Annotated in this window: 11 protein-coding genes; 6 read left to right on the top strand and 5 right to left on the bottom strand. The window is 72.1% G+C overall.

Features of this window, described 5'->3' with window-relative positions; genetic code table 11:
• Window positions 1-57: 57 nt before the first annotated feature.
• The 5 genes from IF06_RS0100945 to IF06_RS0100965 all read left to right on the top strand — a co-directional run bounded on the left by IF06_RS0100945 (window position 58) and on the right by IF06_RS0100965 (window position 6,178).
• Window positions 58-777: a hypothetical protein gene (locus tag IF06_RS0100945; protein ID WP_030268303.1), complete on the top strand. Its 720-nt coding sequence runs from the start codon at window positions 58-60 to the stop codon at window positions 775-777.
• Window positions 778-1,097: 320 nt separating this feature from the next.
• Window positions 1,098-2,393: an ABC transporter substrate-binding protein gene (locus IF06_RS0100950; protein ID WP_030268305.1), complete on the top strand. Its 1,296-nt coding sequence runs from the start codon at window positions 1,098-1,100 to the stop codon at window positions 2,391-2,393.
• Window positions 2,394-2,420: 27 nt separating this feature from the next.
• The gene (locus IF06_RS0100955; protein WP_030268306.1) at window positions 2,421-3,338 is read left to right on the top strand and encodes a carbohydrate ABC transporter permease; all 918 of its coding nucleotides are present in this window, start codon (window positions 2,421-2,423) and stop codon (window positions 3,336-3,338) included.
• Window positions 3,339-3,341: 3 nt separating this feature from the next.
• Window positions 3,342-4,259 carry a carbohydrate ABC transporter permease gene (locus IF06_RS0100960; RefSeq protein WP_030268308.1) on the top strand — a complete coding sequence of 306 codons (918 nt, stop codon included), beginning with the start codon at window positions 3,342-3,344 and terminating at the stop codon, window positions 4,257-4,259.
• Complete coding sequence (locus tag IF06_RS0100965; RefSeq protein ID WP_232236579.1) at window positions 4,256-6,178, top strand: glycoside hydrolase family 127 protein; 1,923 nt, start codon at window positions 4,256-4,258, stop codon at window positions 6,176-6,178. Before IF06_RS0100960 ends, IF06_RS0100965 begins: the two co-directional genes overlap by 4 nt.
• 1 nt (window position 6,179) lies before the next feature.
• Here the strand turns inward: IF06_RS0100965 and IF06_RS0100970 are convergent, their stop codons facing one another.
• From IF06_RS0100970 to IF06_RS0100980, 3 genes are all read right to left on the bottom strand, one after another.
• Window positions 6,180-7,220: a LacI family DNA-binding transcriptional regulator gene (locus IF06_RS0100970; protein ID WP_013286966.1), complete on the bottom strand. Its 1,041-nt coding sequence runs from the start codon at window positions 7,218-7,220 to the stop codon at window positions 6,180-6,182.
• 16 nt (window positions 7,221-7,236) lie between these two features.
• On the bottom strand, window positions 7,237-8,760 hold the full coding sequence (locus tag IF06_RS0100975; protein WP_030268312.1) for a family 43 glycosylhydrolase: 1,524 nt from the start codon (window positions 8,758-8,760) through the stop codon (window positions 7,237-7,239).
• A 72-nt stretch (window positions 8,761-8,832) separates the two neighbouring features.
• Complete coding sequence (locus IF06_RS0100980) at window positions 8,833-12,162, bottom strand: discoidin domain-containing protein (RefSeq protein ID WP_030268314.1); 3,330 nt, start codon at window positions 12,160-12,162, stop codon at window positions 8,833-8,835.
• Between the two features lie 503 nt (window positions 12,163-12,665).
• Here IF06_RS0100980 and IF06_RS0100985 point away from each other — a divergent pair.
• On the top strand, window positions 12,666-13,766 hold the full coding sequence (locus IF06_RS0100985; RefSeq protein WP_030268315.1) for a LacI family DNA-binding transcriptional regulator: 1,101 nt from the start codon (window positions 12,666-12,668) through the stop codon (window positions 13,764-13,766).
• Here IF06_RS0100985 and IF06_RS34920 read toward each other — a convergent pair.
• A complete protein-coding gene (locus IF06_RS34920; protein WP_030268317.1) occupies window positions 13,708-14,787 on the bottom strand; it encodes a cellulose-binding domain-containing protein in 1,080 nt (359 codons plus the stop codon). The two genes, IF06_RS0100985 and IF06_RS34920, sit on opposite strands and share 59 nt — an antisense overlap.
• 12 nt (window positions 14,788-14,799) lie before the next feature.
• Complete coding sequence (locus IF06_RS0100995; RefSeq protein ID WP_030268319.1) at window positions 14,800-16,050, bottom strand: cellulose-binding domain-containing protein; 1,251 nt, start codon at window positions 16,048-16,050, stop codon at window positions 14,800-14,802.
• Window positions 16,051-16,225: the final 175 nt, after the last annotated feature.

A 16,225-nucleotide genomic window follows, 5' to 3' on the forward strand; every position in this document is an offset into this window, starting at 1 on the left:
CCGCGACGCCGGTCCGCGGTACGCCGAGCGCGGCGTGCCGCGGACCCCTCGCGCCACATGTCTTGCGCGCACATCGCCGACGCGCTGGACAGCGGACGCGACACCGCCGAGATCCTCGCCGGTCTCGGCGCACCGAGCGCGGTGGCGGGCCAGGCGCGGGAGGAACTGGGCCTGCCGGTCCGGGACGGCGCGGAGCGGGCCGCCCGGACGCTGTCAGTGGTCGCGGTGGCCGCCGGTGTGCTGATCGCCGTGTGCGTGAGCTTCCTGCTGCCGTCCGCGGTGCCGGTGGACCCGCTCGGCGCGGGCTCCGGCGAACAGGGCGTCGTCCGGCGGTTCGGCCCCGGCATCGCGTTGCTCACGCTGCTGCCGGCGCTCTTCGTGGCCGTGCCGCTCGTGCTGCGGGGCCGGGCCCGCGGCGCGGCACGGTTCGCCGGGGCGGCGGCGCTTGCGCTGTTCGCCTGCGTGTCCGGCGAGATCGGCCTGTACTACGTCCCGCTCGCGCTGGTGGCCGGGGCGGCGGCGCTCGTGCCGTGGGCGATGCGGCGAGGCGCCGGTGGACGGTGGTGGCGCTACCTGACCGGCGGCTTCGTGGCGATGCCCGGCGTGCTCGTGACCGTCGCGACCGTCGGTGGCTCGGTCGGCATCGGCTGGGCGGGTGCGGCGCTGTGGATCGCCGGACCCCTCGTGGTCGGCGCGCTGTGCGCGTACGGGATCCGTGCGTGGTACGCGGTGACCGCCCTGGCCGGCGTAGGCCGCGTCGCTCGCCGCCCACGGTGACCCGGCCGCAACGCCCGGCCCGTCGCCGCGACCCGCGCCGGCTCCCGGAGCGTGACCGGGGCCGTGATCGTCGGCGGCGCCGGGCGCGGTGAGCTGACCCGGTGGCCGGCCGGGGGTGCCGGTGCGGCGAGGCGCTCCACGCAGCCCTCCGGATCGAGGTATTGACACCTGCCTAAGTAGACGCCGAGAATTCTCCGAAAAGGTTTTCGGAGAATTCTCGGCCCACCTCGCCGGGCTGAGCCCGAGGGCCGGCATCGGCAACCGCTTACCGCTTCAGCCGTGGAGCCGGCTCCGGCTCCCTCAGAGAACGGGAGGCCGACATGACGATCACACCGAGCCGACGCGGACGGCGGTGGCTGGCCGGGCTCACGGCGGCCGTGCTGGTTCTCGGCGCGGCGGCGTGCGGCGACGACGGCGGCGACGACGGGGCACTGGCCCAGGCCGGCCCGAACGGGCTCGACGACGGCAGCAAGCTGACGCTGTGGACCCGGGCGCCGCTCGAGAAGCAGGCGAAGCTGCTGGTCGAGGCGTACAACGCCAGCCACCGGAACAAGGTCGCGCTGACCGTCGTCCCCAACGACGACTACGTCGCGAAGGTGGGCGCGGCGGCCGGCTCCGGCAGCCTGCCGGACCTGTTCGCCGCGGACATCGTGTACGTGCCGAACTGGGTGAGCCAGGGACTGTTCCAGGACCTCGGCGCCAACATCGACGGCCTCGACTTCAAGGACTCGGTCAACAAGGGCCACCTCGCCGCCGGTACGCGTGACGGCCGGAAGCACGTGCTGCCGTTCGTGCTCGACCTGTCGATGCTGTTCTGGAACAAGAAGCTGTTCCGGGAGGCCGGGCTCGACCCGGACCGGGCGCCGGCGACCCTCGCCGAGTACGCCACGGCCGCCAAGGCCGTCCAGGCCATCGGGAGGGACGGTGTCTACGGCACCGCCACCGGCCTCAACTGCGGCGGCTGCCTGGCCTTCACCTGGTTCCCGTCGATCTGGGCGGCGGGCGGCGAGGTGCTCGGCGCGGACGGCACCACCTCCGAACTCGCCGGAGACACCGCGGAGAAGGTCTACCGCACCTGGGCGGACCTGTGGCGCTCCGGCGCGGTCCTGCCGTCCTCGGCGGGGGAGACCGGTCCGACCTGGACCGCGGCCTTCACCGAGGGCAAGGTGGGCCTGATGTTCTATCCGGCGACGCTGCTCTCCTCGACGCCGTTCGACGTCGGGGTGGCCGGCATCCCCGGCCCCGACGGCGGTGCGTCGACATTCGTCGGAGGCGACGGCATCGGCGTGTCGAAGGACTCCCGGAAGTCCGGGCAGGCCTGGAACTTCCTCAACTGGTTGATGTCGGAGCAGGCCCAGGTGGAGGTGCTGGCGAAGAACAAGGACGTGGTGTCGCGCTCCGACCTGGCGGACAACAGGTACGCCGCGCGTGATCCCCGCCTGGTCACCGTCAACGAGGTGGCCGGCAAGGGCGACACCCCGGTCGCCCTGAACTTCCAGCAGGCCTTCAACGCCCCGGGCAGCCCCTGGCTCGCCCTGGTCCGCGGCCAGGTCCTCCAGGGCGGCGGCGACATCCAGAAGCAGAACGACCAGATCACCGCCGTCCTGAAGCAGTAGGCCGCGGCGGGGGAGCGAGGAGCTGCCATGGAGGTCACCGCACCACCGGATCCGCGCCGCGCGACGACCCGCCGCCGCTTCCGTTCCGGACGCCGGCAGGCGCTGCTCGGCTGGCTGTTCGCCGCACCCACAGCGGCCTTCGTCGCAGCGCTGTTCGCCGTTCCCCTGCTGCTGGTGCTCAAGATGGCGGCGTCGAGGTGGCCGCTGCTGGCCGGCGACCAGGGACTGAACGCGCCCGACAACGTCACCCGGGCGGTGAGCCACCGCTTCTTCAGCGACTCGGTCGTCTTCACCGTCAAGTACACGGTGCTCGCGACGGTGCTGCTGATCGCGCTCGGGCTGGGACTGGCACTGCTCGTACAGGAGTCGAGCCGGTGGAACAACCTGCTGCGCGCGTCGTTCCTCGTCCCCGGCGCCCTCGGGCTGGCCTCGGCGTCCCTGCTGTTCTACGTGATCTACTCGCCGTACGCCAGCCCGTTCGCGCCGGTGATGCGCCGGCTGGACGTCACGTTCCTCGGCTCACCGAACGCGGCGCTCCTGTCGACCGTCTTCCTCGTCGTCTGGCGCTACGCCGGCTTCTACATGGTGCTCATGCTCGTCGGCCTCCAGAGCATCCCGGCGGACGTCTTCGAGGCCGCGCGCGCGGACGGCGCGAGCCGCTGGCAGACGTTCCGGCGGGTGACCCTGCCGCTGCTGCGCCCGACGCTGGCGCTGACGACGGTGCTCTGCGTGACCGGTTCCCTGCTCGCGTTCGAACAGTTCTACATCCTCACGAAGGGCGGCCCGGACAACAGCACCGTCACCGTCGTGCAGCTGATCTACATGATCGCGTTCCAGGGCCAGAACGACCTCGGCGTCGCCGCCGCGCTGTCGGTCGTCGTCCTGGTGGCCCTGGTCCTGCTCAACGCGCTGCAACTGCGCGCCTTCCGGCCCGAGGAGCGCTGAACCATGGCCGTCGACTCCCGTTCCGCCCGGACCCCTGTGGACGGAACGCCCCGGCGTCCTGCCCCGGCGCCGGCCGCCGCGCGCAAGCCGGACGGTCTCACCGTCGCCGGCGTGGCGCTGCGCACGCCGTACTGGGTGTTCACCGGAGGGATGGCGCTGATCTTCCTCTTCCCGCTGGTCTGGACGGCTGTCGCGTCGGTGTCCCCGCAAGCCGGGACCGGCCAGACGCAGGGCTGGGGGTTCGGCAACTACGCGACCCTGGCCGGATATCAGGCGGGCGTGGGGCGCTATCTCGCCAACTCGGCGCTGGTGTCGCTCCTGACGGTCGTGCTCACCCTGTCCGTCTCCCTCCTGGGCGGCTACGCGTTCGCACGGTTCCGCTTCCCCGGGCGCAACGCGCTGTTCCTGCTCACCCTCGCCATCCTGATGGTGCCGTACGCGACCCTGCTCATCCCGCTCTACGTCCTGCTCAACCGGGTCGGGTTGCAGAACTCGCTCGTCGGCGTCGCCCTGGTGCTCACCATGTTCCAGCTCCCGTTCTCCACGTTCCTGATGCGGATCTCCTTCGAGGCGGTGCCGCGTGAACTCGACGAGGCGGCGATGGTCGACGGGTGCTCGTCGTTCGGCGCGCTGCGCCGGGTGCTCATCCCGGCCGTCAAGCCCGGCCTGATCACCGTCGGACTGTTCGCGTTCCTCGCCTCGTGGAACGACTTCATGGCGCCGCTGATCCTCATCAACGACTCCGAGCGGATGACCCTGCCGCTCGCGGTGGCCAACCTTCGCGGCCAGACCCAGGGCGTCGTCGACTACGGCGCGACCGAAGCGGGTGTCGTCGTGCTCGCCCTGCCGTGCGTCGTGCTGTTCCTGCTGCTCCAACGACACTACGTGCGCGGCTTCATGTCCGGCGCGGTGAAGGGATGACCATGGCTCGTAGCGTGCCCGCCGCCGCACCCGTCCTGCCGACGCGCGGCCGATTCCGGCCGCTCGGGCTCGGTGAGGTACGCATCACCGGCGGGTTCTGGGCGGACCGGCAGTCCGTCAACGCGGACGCGAGCCTGGGGCACATCGGGCACTGGCTGGAGCGGGAGGGCTGGATCCGCAACTTCGACCTGGTCGCCTCCGGCGGGCCGGCCGGCGGGCGCCGGGGGCGCGAGTTCTCCGACTCGGAGGTCTACAAGTACCTCGAGGCGATGGCGTGGGAGATCGGGCGCAGCGGCGACCCGCGGCTGGAGTCGGTCTTCGGCCGCGTCGTCAGCCGGGTGGCGCGGGCGCAGGACGGCGACGGCTACCTCAACACGCGGTTCGGGCACCGGGGGCAACCACCGCGCTGGTCCGACCTCGGGCACGGGCACGAGCTCTACTGCGCCGGCCACCTGCTCCAGGCGGCCGTCGCCCGGGCCCGGACCCGTCCACACGCCGACGACGGGCTGGTGGCGGTCGCCCGGCGGGTCGCCGACAACATCTGCGACACGTTCGGGCCGGACGGGCTCGACGGGCTGTGCGGGCACCCGGAGATCGAGACCGCGCTCGTCGAGTTCGCCCGCACGACCGGCGACGACCGCTACCTGGCCCAGGCGGCGCTCTTCCTCGACCGGCGCGGCCACGGCCGGCTGGGGGACGTGGAGTGGGGACGCGAGTACTTCCAGGACGAGACGCCGGTACGCGAGGCGACGGTGCTGCGGGGACACGCGGTCCGCGCGAACTACCTGGCCTGCGGGGCGGTCGACGTCGCCGTCGAGCGGGACGACCCGGGGCTGATGAAGGCGGTACGCCACCAGTGGCGTACCGCTGTGGCCCGGCGGACCTACCTCACCGGCGGGCAGGGTTCCCGGCACCAGGACGAGGCGTTCGGCGCCGACTGGGTGCTGCCGCCCGACCGCGCCTACTCCGAGACGTGCGCGGCGGTGGGCTCGGTGATGCTGGCCTGGCGGCTGCTGCTCGCCTCCGGCGACCCCGGCTGTGCCGATCTCATCGAGCGGACCCTGTTCAACGTGGTCGCGGCGTCCCCGGCGGCCGACGGCCGGGCGTTCTTCTACACCAACACGCTGCACCGCCGGGAACTCGGCGCCCGTCCCGACGACGACCGGCCGAGGATCCGCGCCGAGGCGGCCCAGCGGGCGCCCTGGTTCGAGGTGTCGTGCTGCCCGACGAACGTCGCGCGCACCCTGGCCGGCCTCGGCGCGTACGTGGCGACCACCGACGACGAGGGCCTCCAGATCCACCAGTACGTGCCGGCGACCGTCGCCCACCGCACCCCGGACGGGGGCGAGCGGCACCTGACGGTCACCACGGGCTATCCGGACGACGGCATGGTCCGGGTACGGATCGACAGCGACGACGAGCGGCTTTGGACCCTGTCGTTGCGGGTGCCGGACTGGGCGGGGCGGGGTGCGACGCTGACCGTCGGCGGCCGGACCCGCACCGCGCATCCGGGCTACGTCACCGAGCGCCGGACGTGGCGGAGCGGGGACGAGGTCGTGCTGAGCCTGCCGGTGCAGCCCCGGTTCACGTACCCGGACCCCCGCATCGACGCGGTCCGTGGATGCGTGGCGGTGGAACGCGGGCCGCTGGTGCTCGCGGTCGAGTCGGTGGACGTGCCGCCGGGCGCGGACCTGCAAGGGCTGCACGTCGACACGACCCGGCCGCCCCGGAGCGCCGGCGACCGGGTGTCGGTGCGCTGCCGGCGGCTCGACTGGCCCGACCACGACTGGCCCTACCGTGGTACGGCCGCGCCGCCGGCCGAGGCGGTGACGGAACCGGTCGAGGTCCCGCTCGTGGCGTACCACTCCTGGGCCAACCGGGGGCCGTCCACCATGCGGGTCTGGCTGCCGGCCGGCTGACTCAGCGCGCCGCCGGGGGCGCCGCCGTGCTGTCCCGCACGACGAGTTCGGGCGTCAGGAGCACGCGTCCGGGCGCCGATCGGTCCCCGCCCGCGTCGAGCTGGGCCAGCAGCAGGTCCAGGCTGCGCCGGCCGAGTTCGGCGAAGTCCTGCCGCACGGTGGTCAGCGGGGGCAGGAAGTAGCCCGCGTCGGGCATGTCGTCGAAGCCCACCACGCTGACCTCGTCCGGCACCCGCCGGCCCGCCTCGTGCAGAGCGCGGAGCACCCCCAGGGCGATCTGGTCGCTGGCGCAGAAGACCGCCGTCACCGACGGATCCCGGGCCAGTCGCCGGCCCTGCGTGTAGCCGGCCCGGGCGGTCCAGGCACCCGGCACGGCGTACGGCGACGGCCGGCCGGTGGCGTGCAGGCCGGCTCGCCACCCGTCGGTCCGCTCGGTCGCCTCCGGCCAGTCGGCCGGGCCGGCCACGTGATGCACCGTGGCATGCCCGAGGTCGAGCAGGTGCCGGGTGGCCAGCCGGGCGCCCGCGGCGTTGTCGATCTGGACGTTCGGCACCGCCTCGTCGTGCCCGCCGCCCACGCCGACGACCGCCAGGCCGTCGGACACCTGGGCCAGCGCGGCGGCCACCACCGGCTTCGGGGCGATCGCGATGATGCCCTCGACCGACTGCGCGCGCAGCCAGTCCACCGCGTCCAGCACCGACCGGCGGTCCAGGTCGCGCAGTCCCGCCACGCTCAGGAAGTAGCCGGCGGACCGGGCCGCGCCCTCGATCGCGTACAGCATGGAGGTCGGGCCGTACAGGGCGCTCTCGTACGCGATGATGCCGAGCGTCCCGGAGCGGCGGGTGACCAGCGCGCGGGCCGCCGGGTTGCGGCGGTAGTCCAGCGCCCGCACCGCCGCCAGCACCCGGCGGCGGGTGTCGTCCCGGACGTGCGGGTGCGCGTTGAGCACCCGGGAGACCGTCTGGTTCGACACCCCCGCCAGCCGCGCGACGTCGCGCATGATCGAGTGCCTCGGCACGGGTGTGTCCTCCGGCGTCCTCATCGACTCGGGCGAGGTGTCAGCCGGCCGGCTCGCCGGAGGGGGCGGGGAGCCGCACCCCGGTGGCTACCGGAGTGCCGAAGTTCGGTGTGCCGTCGGCGTTCCAGGTGAACTTCTGCGCCCGGGTGCTGCGGTTCATGTCGCAGCCGCCGGATGCCGAGCTGTTCGCGTGGTAGACGATCCAGTCCTCGGTGCCGTCCGGCGACGTGAAGAAGCCGTTGTGGCCGGGGCCGAAGACGCGGTTGGCGTCGCTGCGCTGGAAGACCGGCTGCGGGGACTTGACCCACGACGAGGAGTTGAGCGGATCGCCGCCGTTCCAGGTCAGCATCCCGAGCTTGTAGTCCGGTGTGCTGCAGTGGCTGGCCGAGAAGATGATGAACGTCCGGCCGTTGCGTTGCAGGACCTCGGCGCCCTCGTTCACGGCGCCCCCGGACGTCTCCCAGCCGTAGGTGGGGGTGGACAGCAGGCGCCGCGTGCCGGCGGCGGTCCACGGGTTGCTCAGCTCGCGGATGAAGTTGGGCTGTGCGCCGTTGTAGTACGTGCCCAGCAGGTACAGCTTGCCGTTGAGCTGCATGATGCTGGGGTCCAGCTCCCAGGTGTTGTCGGCGGTGGGATCCAGCAGGTCGGCCTTGAACGTGTACGGCCCCATCGGGTCGGTGCCGGCGCTCTCCAGCACGTGGATGCGCTGGCTGCCCAGGTCGAACGGCTGGCGGCCGGCGACGTAGTACAGGTACCAGCGCCTGCCGTTCGGGCCGTCGAGCAGGTGGAACTCGGGGGCCCACATGGTGCCCGCGCCGTTGGGGCGGGTGAGGGTGAACAGCACGGTGTCGGCCGCGCCGGCCAGCCCGTCCAGCGTCCGGGACCGTCGCATCGTGACGGTGTTGTTCCAGGTCGTGGTCGCCAGGTAGTAGTAGCCGTCGTGGTACTTCAACCACGGGTCGGGTCCGTTCACCTTGATCGGGTTGGCGTACGTGTTGGGGCCGGGGTTCGGCCCGCCGCCCGGGTAGCCGGTGAGCCGCCACGTCCGGCTGGCGGCGCTGGTGCAGGGCAACTGGACCAGAGCGGTGCCGGCCGCGCCGCCGTCGTTGACCGGAGCGACGCACTTCCCGCTGGAGACGGCGGCCAGGTTCACGGTGCCGGCGGCGCCGTTGGCCACCAGGCGGAACTGCTGGTTGGTGCCGCCGTGGCAGGTGTACTGGATGACGGCGGCGTTGTCGGCGGTGGACGCGCCGTAGATGTCGAGACAGCTGCCGGGGGTGAGTGTGGTGATCGTGTAGCGGTCGGTCGTGCCGGCCACCGGCGTGACGGTGAAGGTCTGCCGGGCGCCCGCGCCGCAGCCGGCCTGGACGAGCTGCAGCGCGTTCGTGGCGGCGCCGCCGGGCACCTCGACACAGTTTCCGTTCGCCTGGTTGACGACTGTGGTGCCGAAGGCGCTGACGGCCTGGGCGGGGCTGCCGGGGAGCAGGGGCAGGAGCGCGGCCAGCAGCAGGATCGCGACGGCGGCCCCACCGGTGCGCCGGCGGGGGTGCCGGGACGGGTCCATGGGGAGGTCCTTTCGGTGTGGTGACGGGGCGGACGCGCGGCGGTGGGTGGCGGGGCCTCCCACCGCCGCGGCTCAGCTGACCTGGATGCGGTCGAGGTCCGGCGCCCAGCCCGCGGTGTTGCCGAAGGTGAGGGTGTTCGTGCCCGCGTTGAGCGGGAGCGTGACGCTGACCGTGCCGACGGTGTCCCAGCCGCCGGTGCCCGGGGTGGCGACAGTGACCGGGGTGCCTCCGTTGACGCTGATCTGTGTCGACCTGGCCTCGGCCGAGGCGTAGGAGACGGTGACAGTGCGCGGTCCGGCGGCGTTCGCCGTGACGTTCGTGAACCGCAGCGTGTTCGCGGTGCCGTTGCCGACGTAGCCGACGAGCGCGCCGCCGGAGGCGCCGGCCGAGGAGCGCACCGCGGCCTGCCCGGTCAGCGTGTTGCCGCTCGCCTCCGCCTCGTACGAGGTGGAGGCCGGTGGCGTGGACCCGCCGCGGTGGTAGGCCTGCACCTCGGTCAGGCCGGACCGCGCGCCGCCGGCGTGCGTCAGCACCACCCGGATCCGCTGGGCGGCAACCGCGGCGAAGCGGACGTTGTTGTAGTTGCCCTGGGGTGCCGCCGGCGTGCCGACCTGTGCGCCGACGTTCACCCAGGCGCTGCCGTCGTGGTACTGGACCTGGTACGACGCCGGCGGCCGGTAGGTGCCGCCGGCCGGGCGGCTGTCCTTGACGTACAGGCGCAGCTCGTCGACGGTCTTCGGCGAACCGAAGTCGATCTCGTACCAGTCCTGGGCGGCGGACCCGCCGGCGCCCCAGAACGGCTCGTTCGTCGGGTAGCCGTCGATCGCGGCGCCGGCGCTGGTGCCGCTCGCGGTGGTCGAGGCCGTCACTCTCGCGCCGTCGGCGAGGTCGGGCAGGTTCGCGCTCAGATCCACCCCCGCCTTGGCGAGCAGGTCCACCGTGCCGGCGTCACTGTGGACCACCTGGTTGGGGGCCCGCATGCCGGGCACCGGCGTGCTGAAAGTGACACCGGCGGTGGCGCCGGGGAAGCTGACCGATCCGCTGGACGGGTCGAAGACCAGCGGCACGAGCTTGTCGACGGTGACGGCCCGGTTCCCGTTGACGTAGATCGAGTACCCCTCGGGGACGCCCGGGTACCGGGTCACCCCGTCGCCCGGGTCGTCCCAGACGATCGTCAGGTCGCTGTTGCGGTAGCGGATGTTGTTGACTGTGAAGTTCGGCCAGCCGATGGCGATCGGCGACAACTCGACCCGGTTGTCGTTGCGCGGCCGCAGACCGGCCACGTCCTCGACGACCGTCCAGTTGCTGCTGCCGAGGATGTTGTGGTGGATCCAGGAGCGGTAGTCGATGCGCTTGCCGCCCGGGTTCCAGTCGGCCCAGAACTCGTTGGCGTCGGGCCAGCGGGTGTCGCCGTTGACGTACTGGGCCCAGACGTTCCAGTAGAGCAGCTTCTTGTAGTCCTCCGGGCCGACCCACTGGTTGGGGTAGGTGCGCAGGACCGAGGAGAGCAACCGGAACTGCACTGTGGAGTTGATGGTGGAGAAGTTGTTGCTGCCGGGCGAGCCGGCGGCCGCCGCGGCGGCCTTGTCCCGCTGGTTGGCGGTGTAGAACGGGAAGATCGGGTACTCCGCCGGGTCGGCGAGGAGGCGCAGCGCCTGCTTGTACTGATCGGTGGCGGGCATCAGGCCGACCGCGTACGGGTAGTAGTTGTTGATCTCCTTCCACGGCACGTGGGCGTTCGTCGCCACGTGCCGGTGTTCCAGCAGGTTGTCGGCCGGGTTCCAGAGCACCGTGACGATCGCGTTGCGGATCCGGGCGGCCAGGGCCCGCATCTCGGCGGCCTTGGCCGAGTTGCCGACCGCCTCGTACGCCTGCGCGGCGGCCAGCGCGCCGCTGTACTGGTACGCGCCCTCGGCCCGGTCCAGGTTGCCGGGGCGCCAGTGGAACGAGACGGCGTCGGCGTCGTTGCCGGTCAGCGCGCCCCAGTCGTACTCGATGATGCCGTTGCCGTCGCGGTCGTAGTGGGCGAGCTGGCCCTTGACGTCGCCTTCGGCGTAGCGGGCGAGGCTCGCCGCGATGCCGGGCTGGCCGCCGTGGAGCTGGTAGCTGCGCCAGGCCGCCTCGGCGATGTACTGGGTGTAGCTGTTGGACCAGTTCTCCGGGTCGCCGGGGTTGTCCAGGAAGCGTCCGCCCTTGGACACCTGACCGACCGAGAGCCAGTCGCCGTAGGCGTACTTCGGGTCGCGCAGGTACTTCAGGTCGTCGATGTGCATCGGCTGGGTCAACGCGATGGCGTTGTTGTAGCCCAGCGCGCCCTCCACCGACGTCGGGAACTGGAAGGTCTGCCCGGGGATGTCGGCGTCGAGGTGGTTGAAGCGCATCAGCCACCAGCGGTAGTAGATGTTCTTCTTGATCGCCGGTTCCGGCACGTCGATGTAGGGGACGTTCTCGGCCCACCACCTGTGGTAGGCGCGGACGTGGGTGGCGAAGGCGGCGTCCGGGGTGGCGTCGCGGTAGCTCAGGTAGTCGGTCGACGACTGCGGGATCTCCCGGGCGGTGAACCCCATGACCACCTTGGTCTGCACCGTGGCGCCGGCGGCGACGGTGACCGTCCGGGTCAGCGCGCCGCCGGACGCGGTGAAGCCGTCACCGGCCAGCCTGGTGGCGAGCGTGGTGAGGCCGTTCTTCACACCGGTCGACCCGGTCAGCTCGTTGCCGCTGCCGGACGACGCGTACGGCGAGGTGGCCCGCAGGGTGAGTGTGACAGGAGCGCCGCCGCTGTTCCTGATCGACAGGTTGGTGACCGCGACGTTGTTGTCGGTGATGAACTTGGTGACTGTGGCCTGCACCGAGCCCCCGGCGTACACGCTCCTCCAGTGGCTGGGCGCCTGCCAGCGCTGGCTGCTCTGCTCGGTGAACGTCCCCGGGCCCAGCGCGATCGAGTACGCGGCGGCGTCGCTGATGCTCTCCCAGTACGCCACCCGGCCGCCGAAGCCGATCACCGCCGGGTTGTGCTGTTTCATGAACAGGGCCCGCCCGCGGGTCATCAGGATCCCGCCGTCGGCGTCGGACGGATCGCCGCCGCCGGAGCGCGACAGCAGCCGGTCGATCCAGAAGTCGGTGCCCGCCTTCTCCGCGTCGTAGATCGACTGCATCATGTTGCCGGTGGTGTACCCGACCGGCGGCTGCGGGACCGCCGGGCCGCCGAAGGTGGGATAGCCGATGGTCTGAGCGGCCTGTGCGGGGCTCGCGGCCACCGGGGTGAGCGCGCCGACGACCACCAGGGCGAGCGCCGCTCCGGTGACCCGCCGGAACCGGCGGACGGCCGGGGGTGGCGACGTGCGCACCTCCGGCCCGGCCCGATCGAGGTGTGGACTTCCGGGAGGATCCCATGTGTTCATGGGTGCTCACCGAGACCTTTCGTTGTCGGGATGAGAACTGCACCGCGACAGGCCGGACCGCCGGTACCGCGGCGGGGCGGCGGTCGGGGTGACACCTCGTACCGGTTTCGGGCGGCCGTCGTGACCCGCGTGCGCGGCGGGTGGAACGGCCCCCGGTCGTCGACGCCCGGTCGTCGGCGACTGCCTCGCCCGGCCGGCCGGCTGCCCCGCCGACCTGAGCCGAAAACCTTTTCAGCAACATACCACCGCATCGGAGTCTGTCAATCCTCTGCGCAGCCCGGGAGCCGTTCGGTGTGCGGCAGACGGGGTGCCGGCCGTGCGCCGATCGTCCGAAAAGCTTTCGGGCGAGAGGTGTCGGCGGGCGGGCCGGCGGTACACGCCGGTGGTGGCCGGCGCAGGCGCGGTGCTCGAAATCCTTTTCAGAATCGGCCGCGGGGTCGGGTATAGTCGGTACGCCTCGGTGGCTGCCTCGGTGATCCAGCCCCGGCCCGAAGGGGATCTCGGTGCGTAGACGACGTTCGCAGTCGGTGACTCTGATGGATGTGGCGAAGCTGGCTGGCGTGTCGGTGGCCACCGCGTCCAAGGCGCTCAACGCCCGTGAGGAGGTGGCACCGGCCACCCGCCGGCGGGTGCAGCAGGCCGCCGAGCAGCTCTCCTTCCAGCCGAACGGGCTGGCCCGGGGGCTCATCTCCGGACGCTCCCACACCATCGGGCTGCTGACCGAGACGCTCGGCGAGCGGTTCGCCTTCCCCGTCCTCAGGGGAGTGGAGAACGCCCTGGGCAACGAGCGGATGTGCGTGCTGCTGTGCGACGCCCGCGGCGACGTCATCCGCCGCCAGCACCACATCCGGACGCTGTTGTCACGTCAGGTCGACGGTTTCGTCATCCTCGGCGACTCCAACGACATCCGGCCGTCGCTGAGCCGCGACCTGCCCGTCCCGGCGGTCTACGTCTACGGCGAGTCGGACGACCCGGACGACCTGTCCGTCCTCGCCGACGACGAGGGCGGCGGTCGGCTCGCGGCCGAGCACCTGGTGTCGCTGGGCCGCCGCCGCATCGCCCACATCACCGGCCCGCAGACCTACCGGGCCGCCCGCGACCGGGTGGTCGGCCTGGAGGCGGTGCTGCGCGAGGCGGGTCTGCCGCTGGTCGGCGGCGGTCCCCGCTACGGCGACTGGTCGCAACGCTGGGGCCGGCAGGCGGCGGCCATGGTGATCAACGCCTCGCCGGACACGGACGCCGTCTTCTGCGGCAACGACCAGATCGCCACCGGGGTGGTCGAGGCGCTGCGCGACCTCGGCCGCCGTACGCCGCAGGACGTGGCGGTGGTCGGGTACGACAACTGGGAGGTCTTCGCCACCGACTGCCGTCCGCCGTTGACCACAGTGGACCTGAACCTGGAACAACTCGGCGCCACGGCGGTCAAGTACCTGTTCGCGGCGCTGGACGGCAACCCGTCGCGCGGCGTCATCCGGCACCCCGGCCGCCTGGTGGTCCGGGACTCCGCCGGCCCGCCCCCGCTCGGGGACGGGCCGGCGGAGGGCGTCAGGACAGGAAGGCGCCGTACGGGCCGGCGAGGATCTGGTTCTTCTGTGCCTGGCTGAAGTGCGTGTTCGGATAGTCGTAGAACGAGGCCGACATCGGGGTGCCGTCCGTCGACGTCGAGTCCGGCAACCCGAGCGCGTGGCCGAGTTCGTGCACCATGCCGCCGTACCAGCGGTTCATCGGGCCGTTCACGCCCGCCGCGCCGTCGGCGTCGTGCTGGCAGAGGATCACCCAGCCGCCACCGCCGCCACCCCCGGCGCCCGGACCCTCGGCGCTGATCTCACCCACGTTGATCCAGCGGTTGTCCGGTGCGCGCAGGCTCAGCTTGCGCATCAGCTCCTGCTGCATGTTGAACACCGACCACCAGTACCGGTCGGAGCCGTTCGGGGTGTTCTCGTACCAGGACTTGGCGTGGTCGCCGTCGACCACCTCCACCACCGGGTTGTTCAGTGTGAACGTCCGGCCCAGCTCCTGCCGGTAGTACCGCTGGGCCTCGCGCATCACGGCGGCGATGCCGTCCGGCCACCGCTGGTCGTACGCGACGTCGGAGGGCTTGAGCCAGTAGACGCGCACGGTGCCCGGCGGCGGTGTGCCGCCGGGCGGCGGCGCGGTCCCGGTCGGTGCCGGCGTGGCGGTCGGGGCCGGCGGTACCGACGTCGGCGGCGTACCGCCGGTGCAGGCGACGCCGTTGAGGGTGAACGCGCTCGGGGCCGGGTTGGCGGAGCCGTTCCAGGACCCGTTGAAGCCGAACGACGCGGACGCCCCGGTGCCGAGGCCGCCGTTGTAGCTGACGTTCGTCGCGGTGACAGCGGCGCCGCTCTGCGCCACCGTCGCGTTCCATGCCTGGGTGACGGTCTGCCCGGCCGTGAACGACCAGCGCAGCGTCCAGCCGCTGATCGGGTCGCCCAGGTTGGTGACCTGCACGTTCGCGCCGAAGCCGCCCGGCCACTGGGAGCTGACCGCGTACGCGATCCGGCAGCCCGCGGCGGCCGCGTGGCCGGCGCCGCCGGTCGCCACGACGGCGCCGGCCAGGATCACGGCGAGCGTCGCCGCCGCGAGACGGAACGGGTTTGCACGCATCGGGCACCCCCGTCAGTAGCCGTAGCGGCTCTTGAGGTGCCACCACCAGTCGCGCAGCATCCAGGCGTCGAAATCGGTGATCGAGGCGGCGCTGCCGGCCTTCATGACGAAGCCCTGGCCCGGCAGCGGGTCCCAGTCGTAGAAGTCGTCGAGGCCGTAGGTGTGCCCGATCTCGTGCAGCAGGATGTGGATGTTGTCGCTGCCGAGGTTGGACATGAAGTACTCCCGGCCGATCCGTTGCCCCCAGTCGCCGCCCGCGCCGCCGCCGAACCCGTCGGTCAGCCAGAGCGAGTGGTCGTAGTGGCGGCCGGCGCCACCCGGGCAGTTCGGGTACTGGCCGTTCTGGTTGAAGAACCGGCCGCACGGCTCGCTGCACTGCGGCGCGTTCTCCCGGATGTCGTTGACGTAGATGTCGACCGAGTTGTCGGACCACTGCAACTGGTTGCGGTCCCGCACCGCCCAGCCGACCACCTTCACCGGTACGTCCGTGTAGGGGAAGCCGTTGTGGCCGGCCAGGACGTTCATCCACTTCTTGTACTGGCGGGCCAGCGCGGCCTGGATCTGGTCACGTTGCGCCGCCGTCACGGTGGCCGACGAGTCCCATCGGACGCAGTAGTTGATGTAGCCCCGGTTCGCGAACAGCTGGTCCCAGCCGTAGTTGCGGAAGCCGTACAGGTTGCCGTTGTTGTAGGTCTGCTCCACGTGCTGCCAGACCTGGTTGAGCGGTCCGGCCAGGTTCGACGGCGGGTTCCAGCCGGAGCCGGGGGTTGGCGTGGTGGGGCCGGAGGTGGGGGTGGGCGCCGGTGTGGTCGGCGCGGGCGTCGTGGGAGCGGGCGTGGTCGGCGCCCCGGTGCAGGCCGTTCCGTTCAGGGTGAACGACGTGGGCGCCGGGTTGGTGCCGGTGAAGGCGCCGTTGAAGCCGAACGAGGCCGCGGCGCCGGTGCCCAGGGAGCCGTTGTAGGAGGCGTTCGTCGCGGTGACCCGGGTGCCGCTCTGGCTGACGCTCGCGTTCCACGCCTGCGTCACCGTCTGTCCGGCCGCGTACGACCAGGCCAGCGTCCAGCCGGTGACCGGGTCGCCGAGGTTGGCGATCGTCACGTCGGCGCCGAATCCGCCCGGCCACTGGCTGGTCACCCGGTAGTCGACCCGGCATCCGGGCGCCGCCGCCTGCGCCCCGGTGACCACGAGCGCCGCGCCGGCCACAGTGGTCAGGGTGGCGGCCAGGACGACCGCCAGCCGCGCGCCACCTCTCGCTGATGTCACGGACCTCTCCTCTCCTCTCGGTCGGGGCGGCGGCCCGGGAACAGCCGTCGCGCCGTCCTAGGTGAAATCGATTAGCATCTATTGCTTTCTCGACCACCATGGAGCCCGAAAAGGTTTTCGTCAAGGACCGGCCCACGTGGCAGGCGGACAGCGCGCAACCGCCGGACGGCCCCGG

The organism is Micromonospora globosa (assembly GCF_000717585.1).
Lineage (GTDB): Bacteria > Actinomycetota > Actinomycetes > Mycobacteriales > Micromonosporaceae > Micromonospora > Micromonospora aurantiaca.

Coding starts and splice junctions, on each gene's coding strand:
- IF06_RS0100945 (WP_030268303.1), top strand. CDS start 58: ATGTCTTGCGCGCACATCGCCGACGCGCTGGACAGCGGACGCGACACC.
- IF06_RS0100950 (WP_030268305.1), top strand. CDS start 1,098: ATGACGATCACACCGAGCCGACGCGGACGGCGGTGGCTGGCCGGGCTC.
- IF06_RS0100955 (WP_030268306.1), top strand. CDS start 2,421: ATGGAGGTCACCGCACCACCGGATCCGCGCCGCGCGACGACCCGCCGC.
- IF06_RS0100960 (WP_030268308.1), top strand. CDS start 3,342: ATGGCCGTCGACTCCCGTTCCGCCCGGACCCCTGTGGACGGAACGCCC.
- IF06_RS0100965 (WP_232236579.1), top strand. CDS start 4,256: ATGACCATGGCTCGTAGCGTGCCCGCCGCCGCACCCGTCCTGCCGACG.
- IF06_RS0100970 (WP_013286966.1), bottom strand. CDS start 7,220: ATGAGGACGCCGGAGGACACACCCGTGCCGAGGCACTCGATCATGCGC.
- IF06_RS0100975 (WP_030268312.1), bottom strand. CDS start 8,760: ATGGACCCGTCCCGGCACCCCCGCCGGCGCACCGGTGGGGCCGCCGTC.
- IF06_RS0100980 (WP_030268314.1), bottom strand. CDS start 12,162: ATGAACACATGGGATCCTCCCGGAAGTCCACACCTCGATCGGGCCGGG.
- IF06_RS34920 (WP_030268317.1), bottom strand. CDS start 14,787: ATGCGTGCAAACCCGTTCCGTCTCGCGGCGGCGACGCTCGCCGTGATC.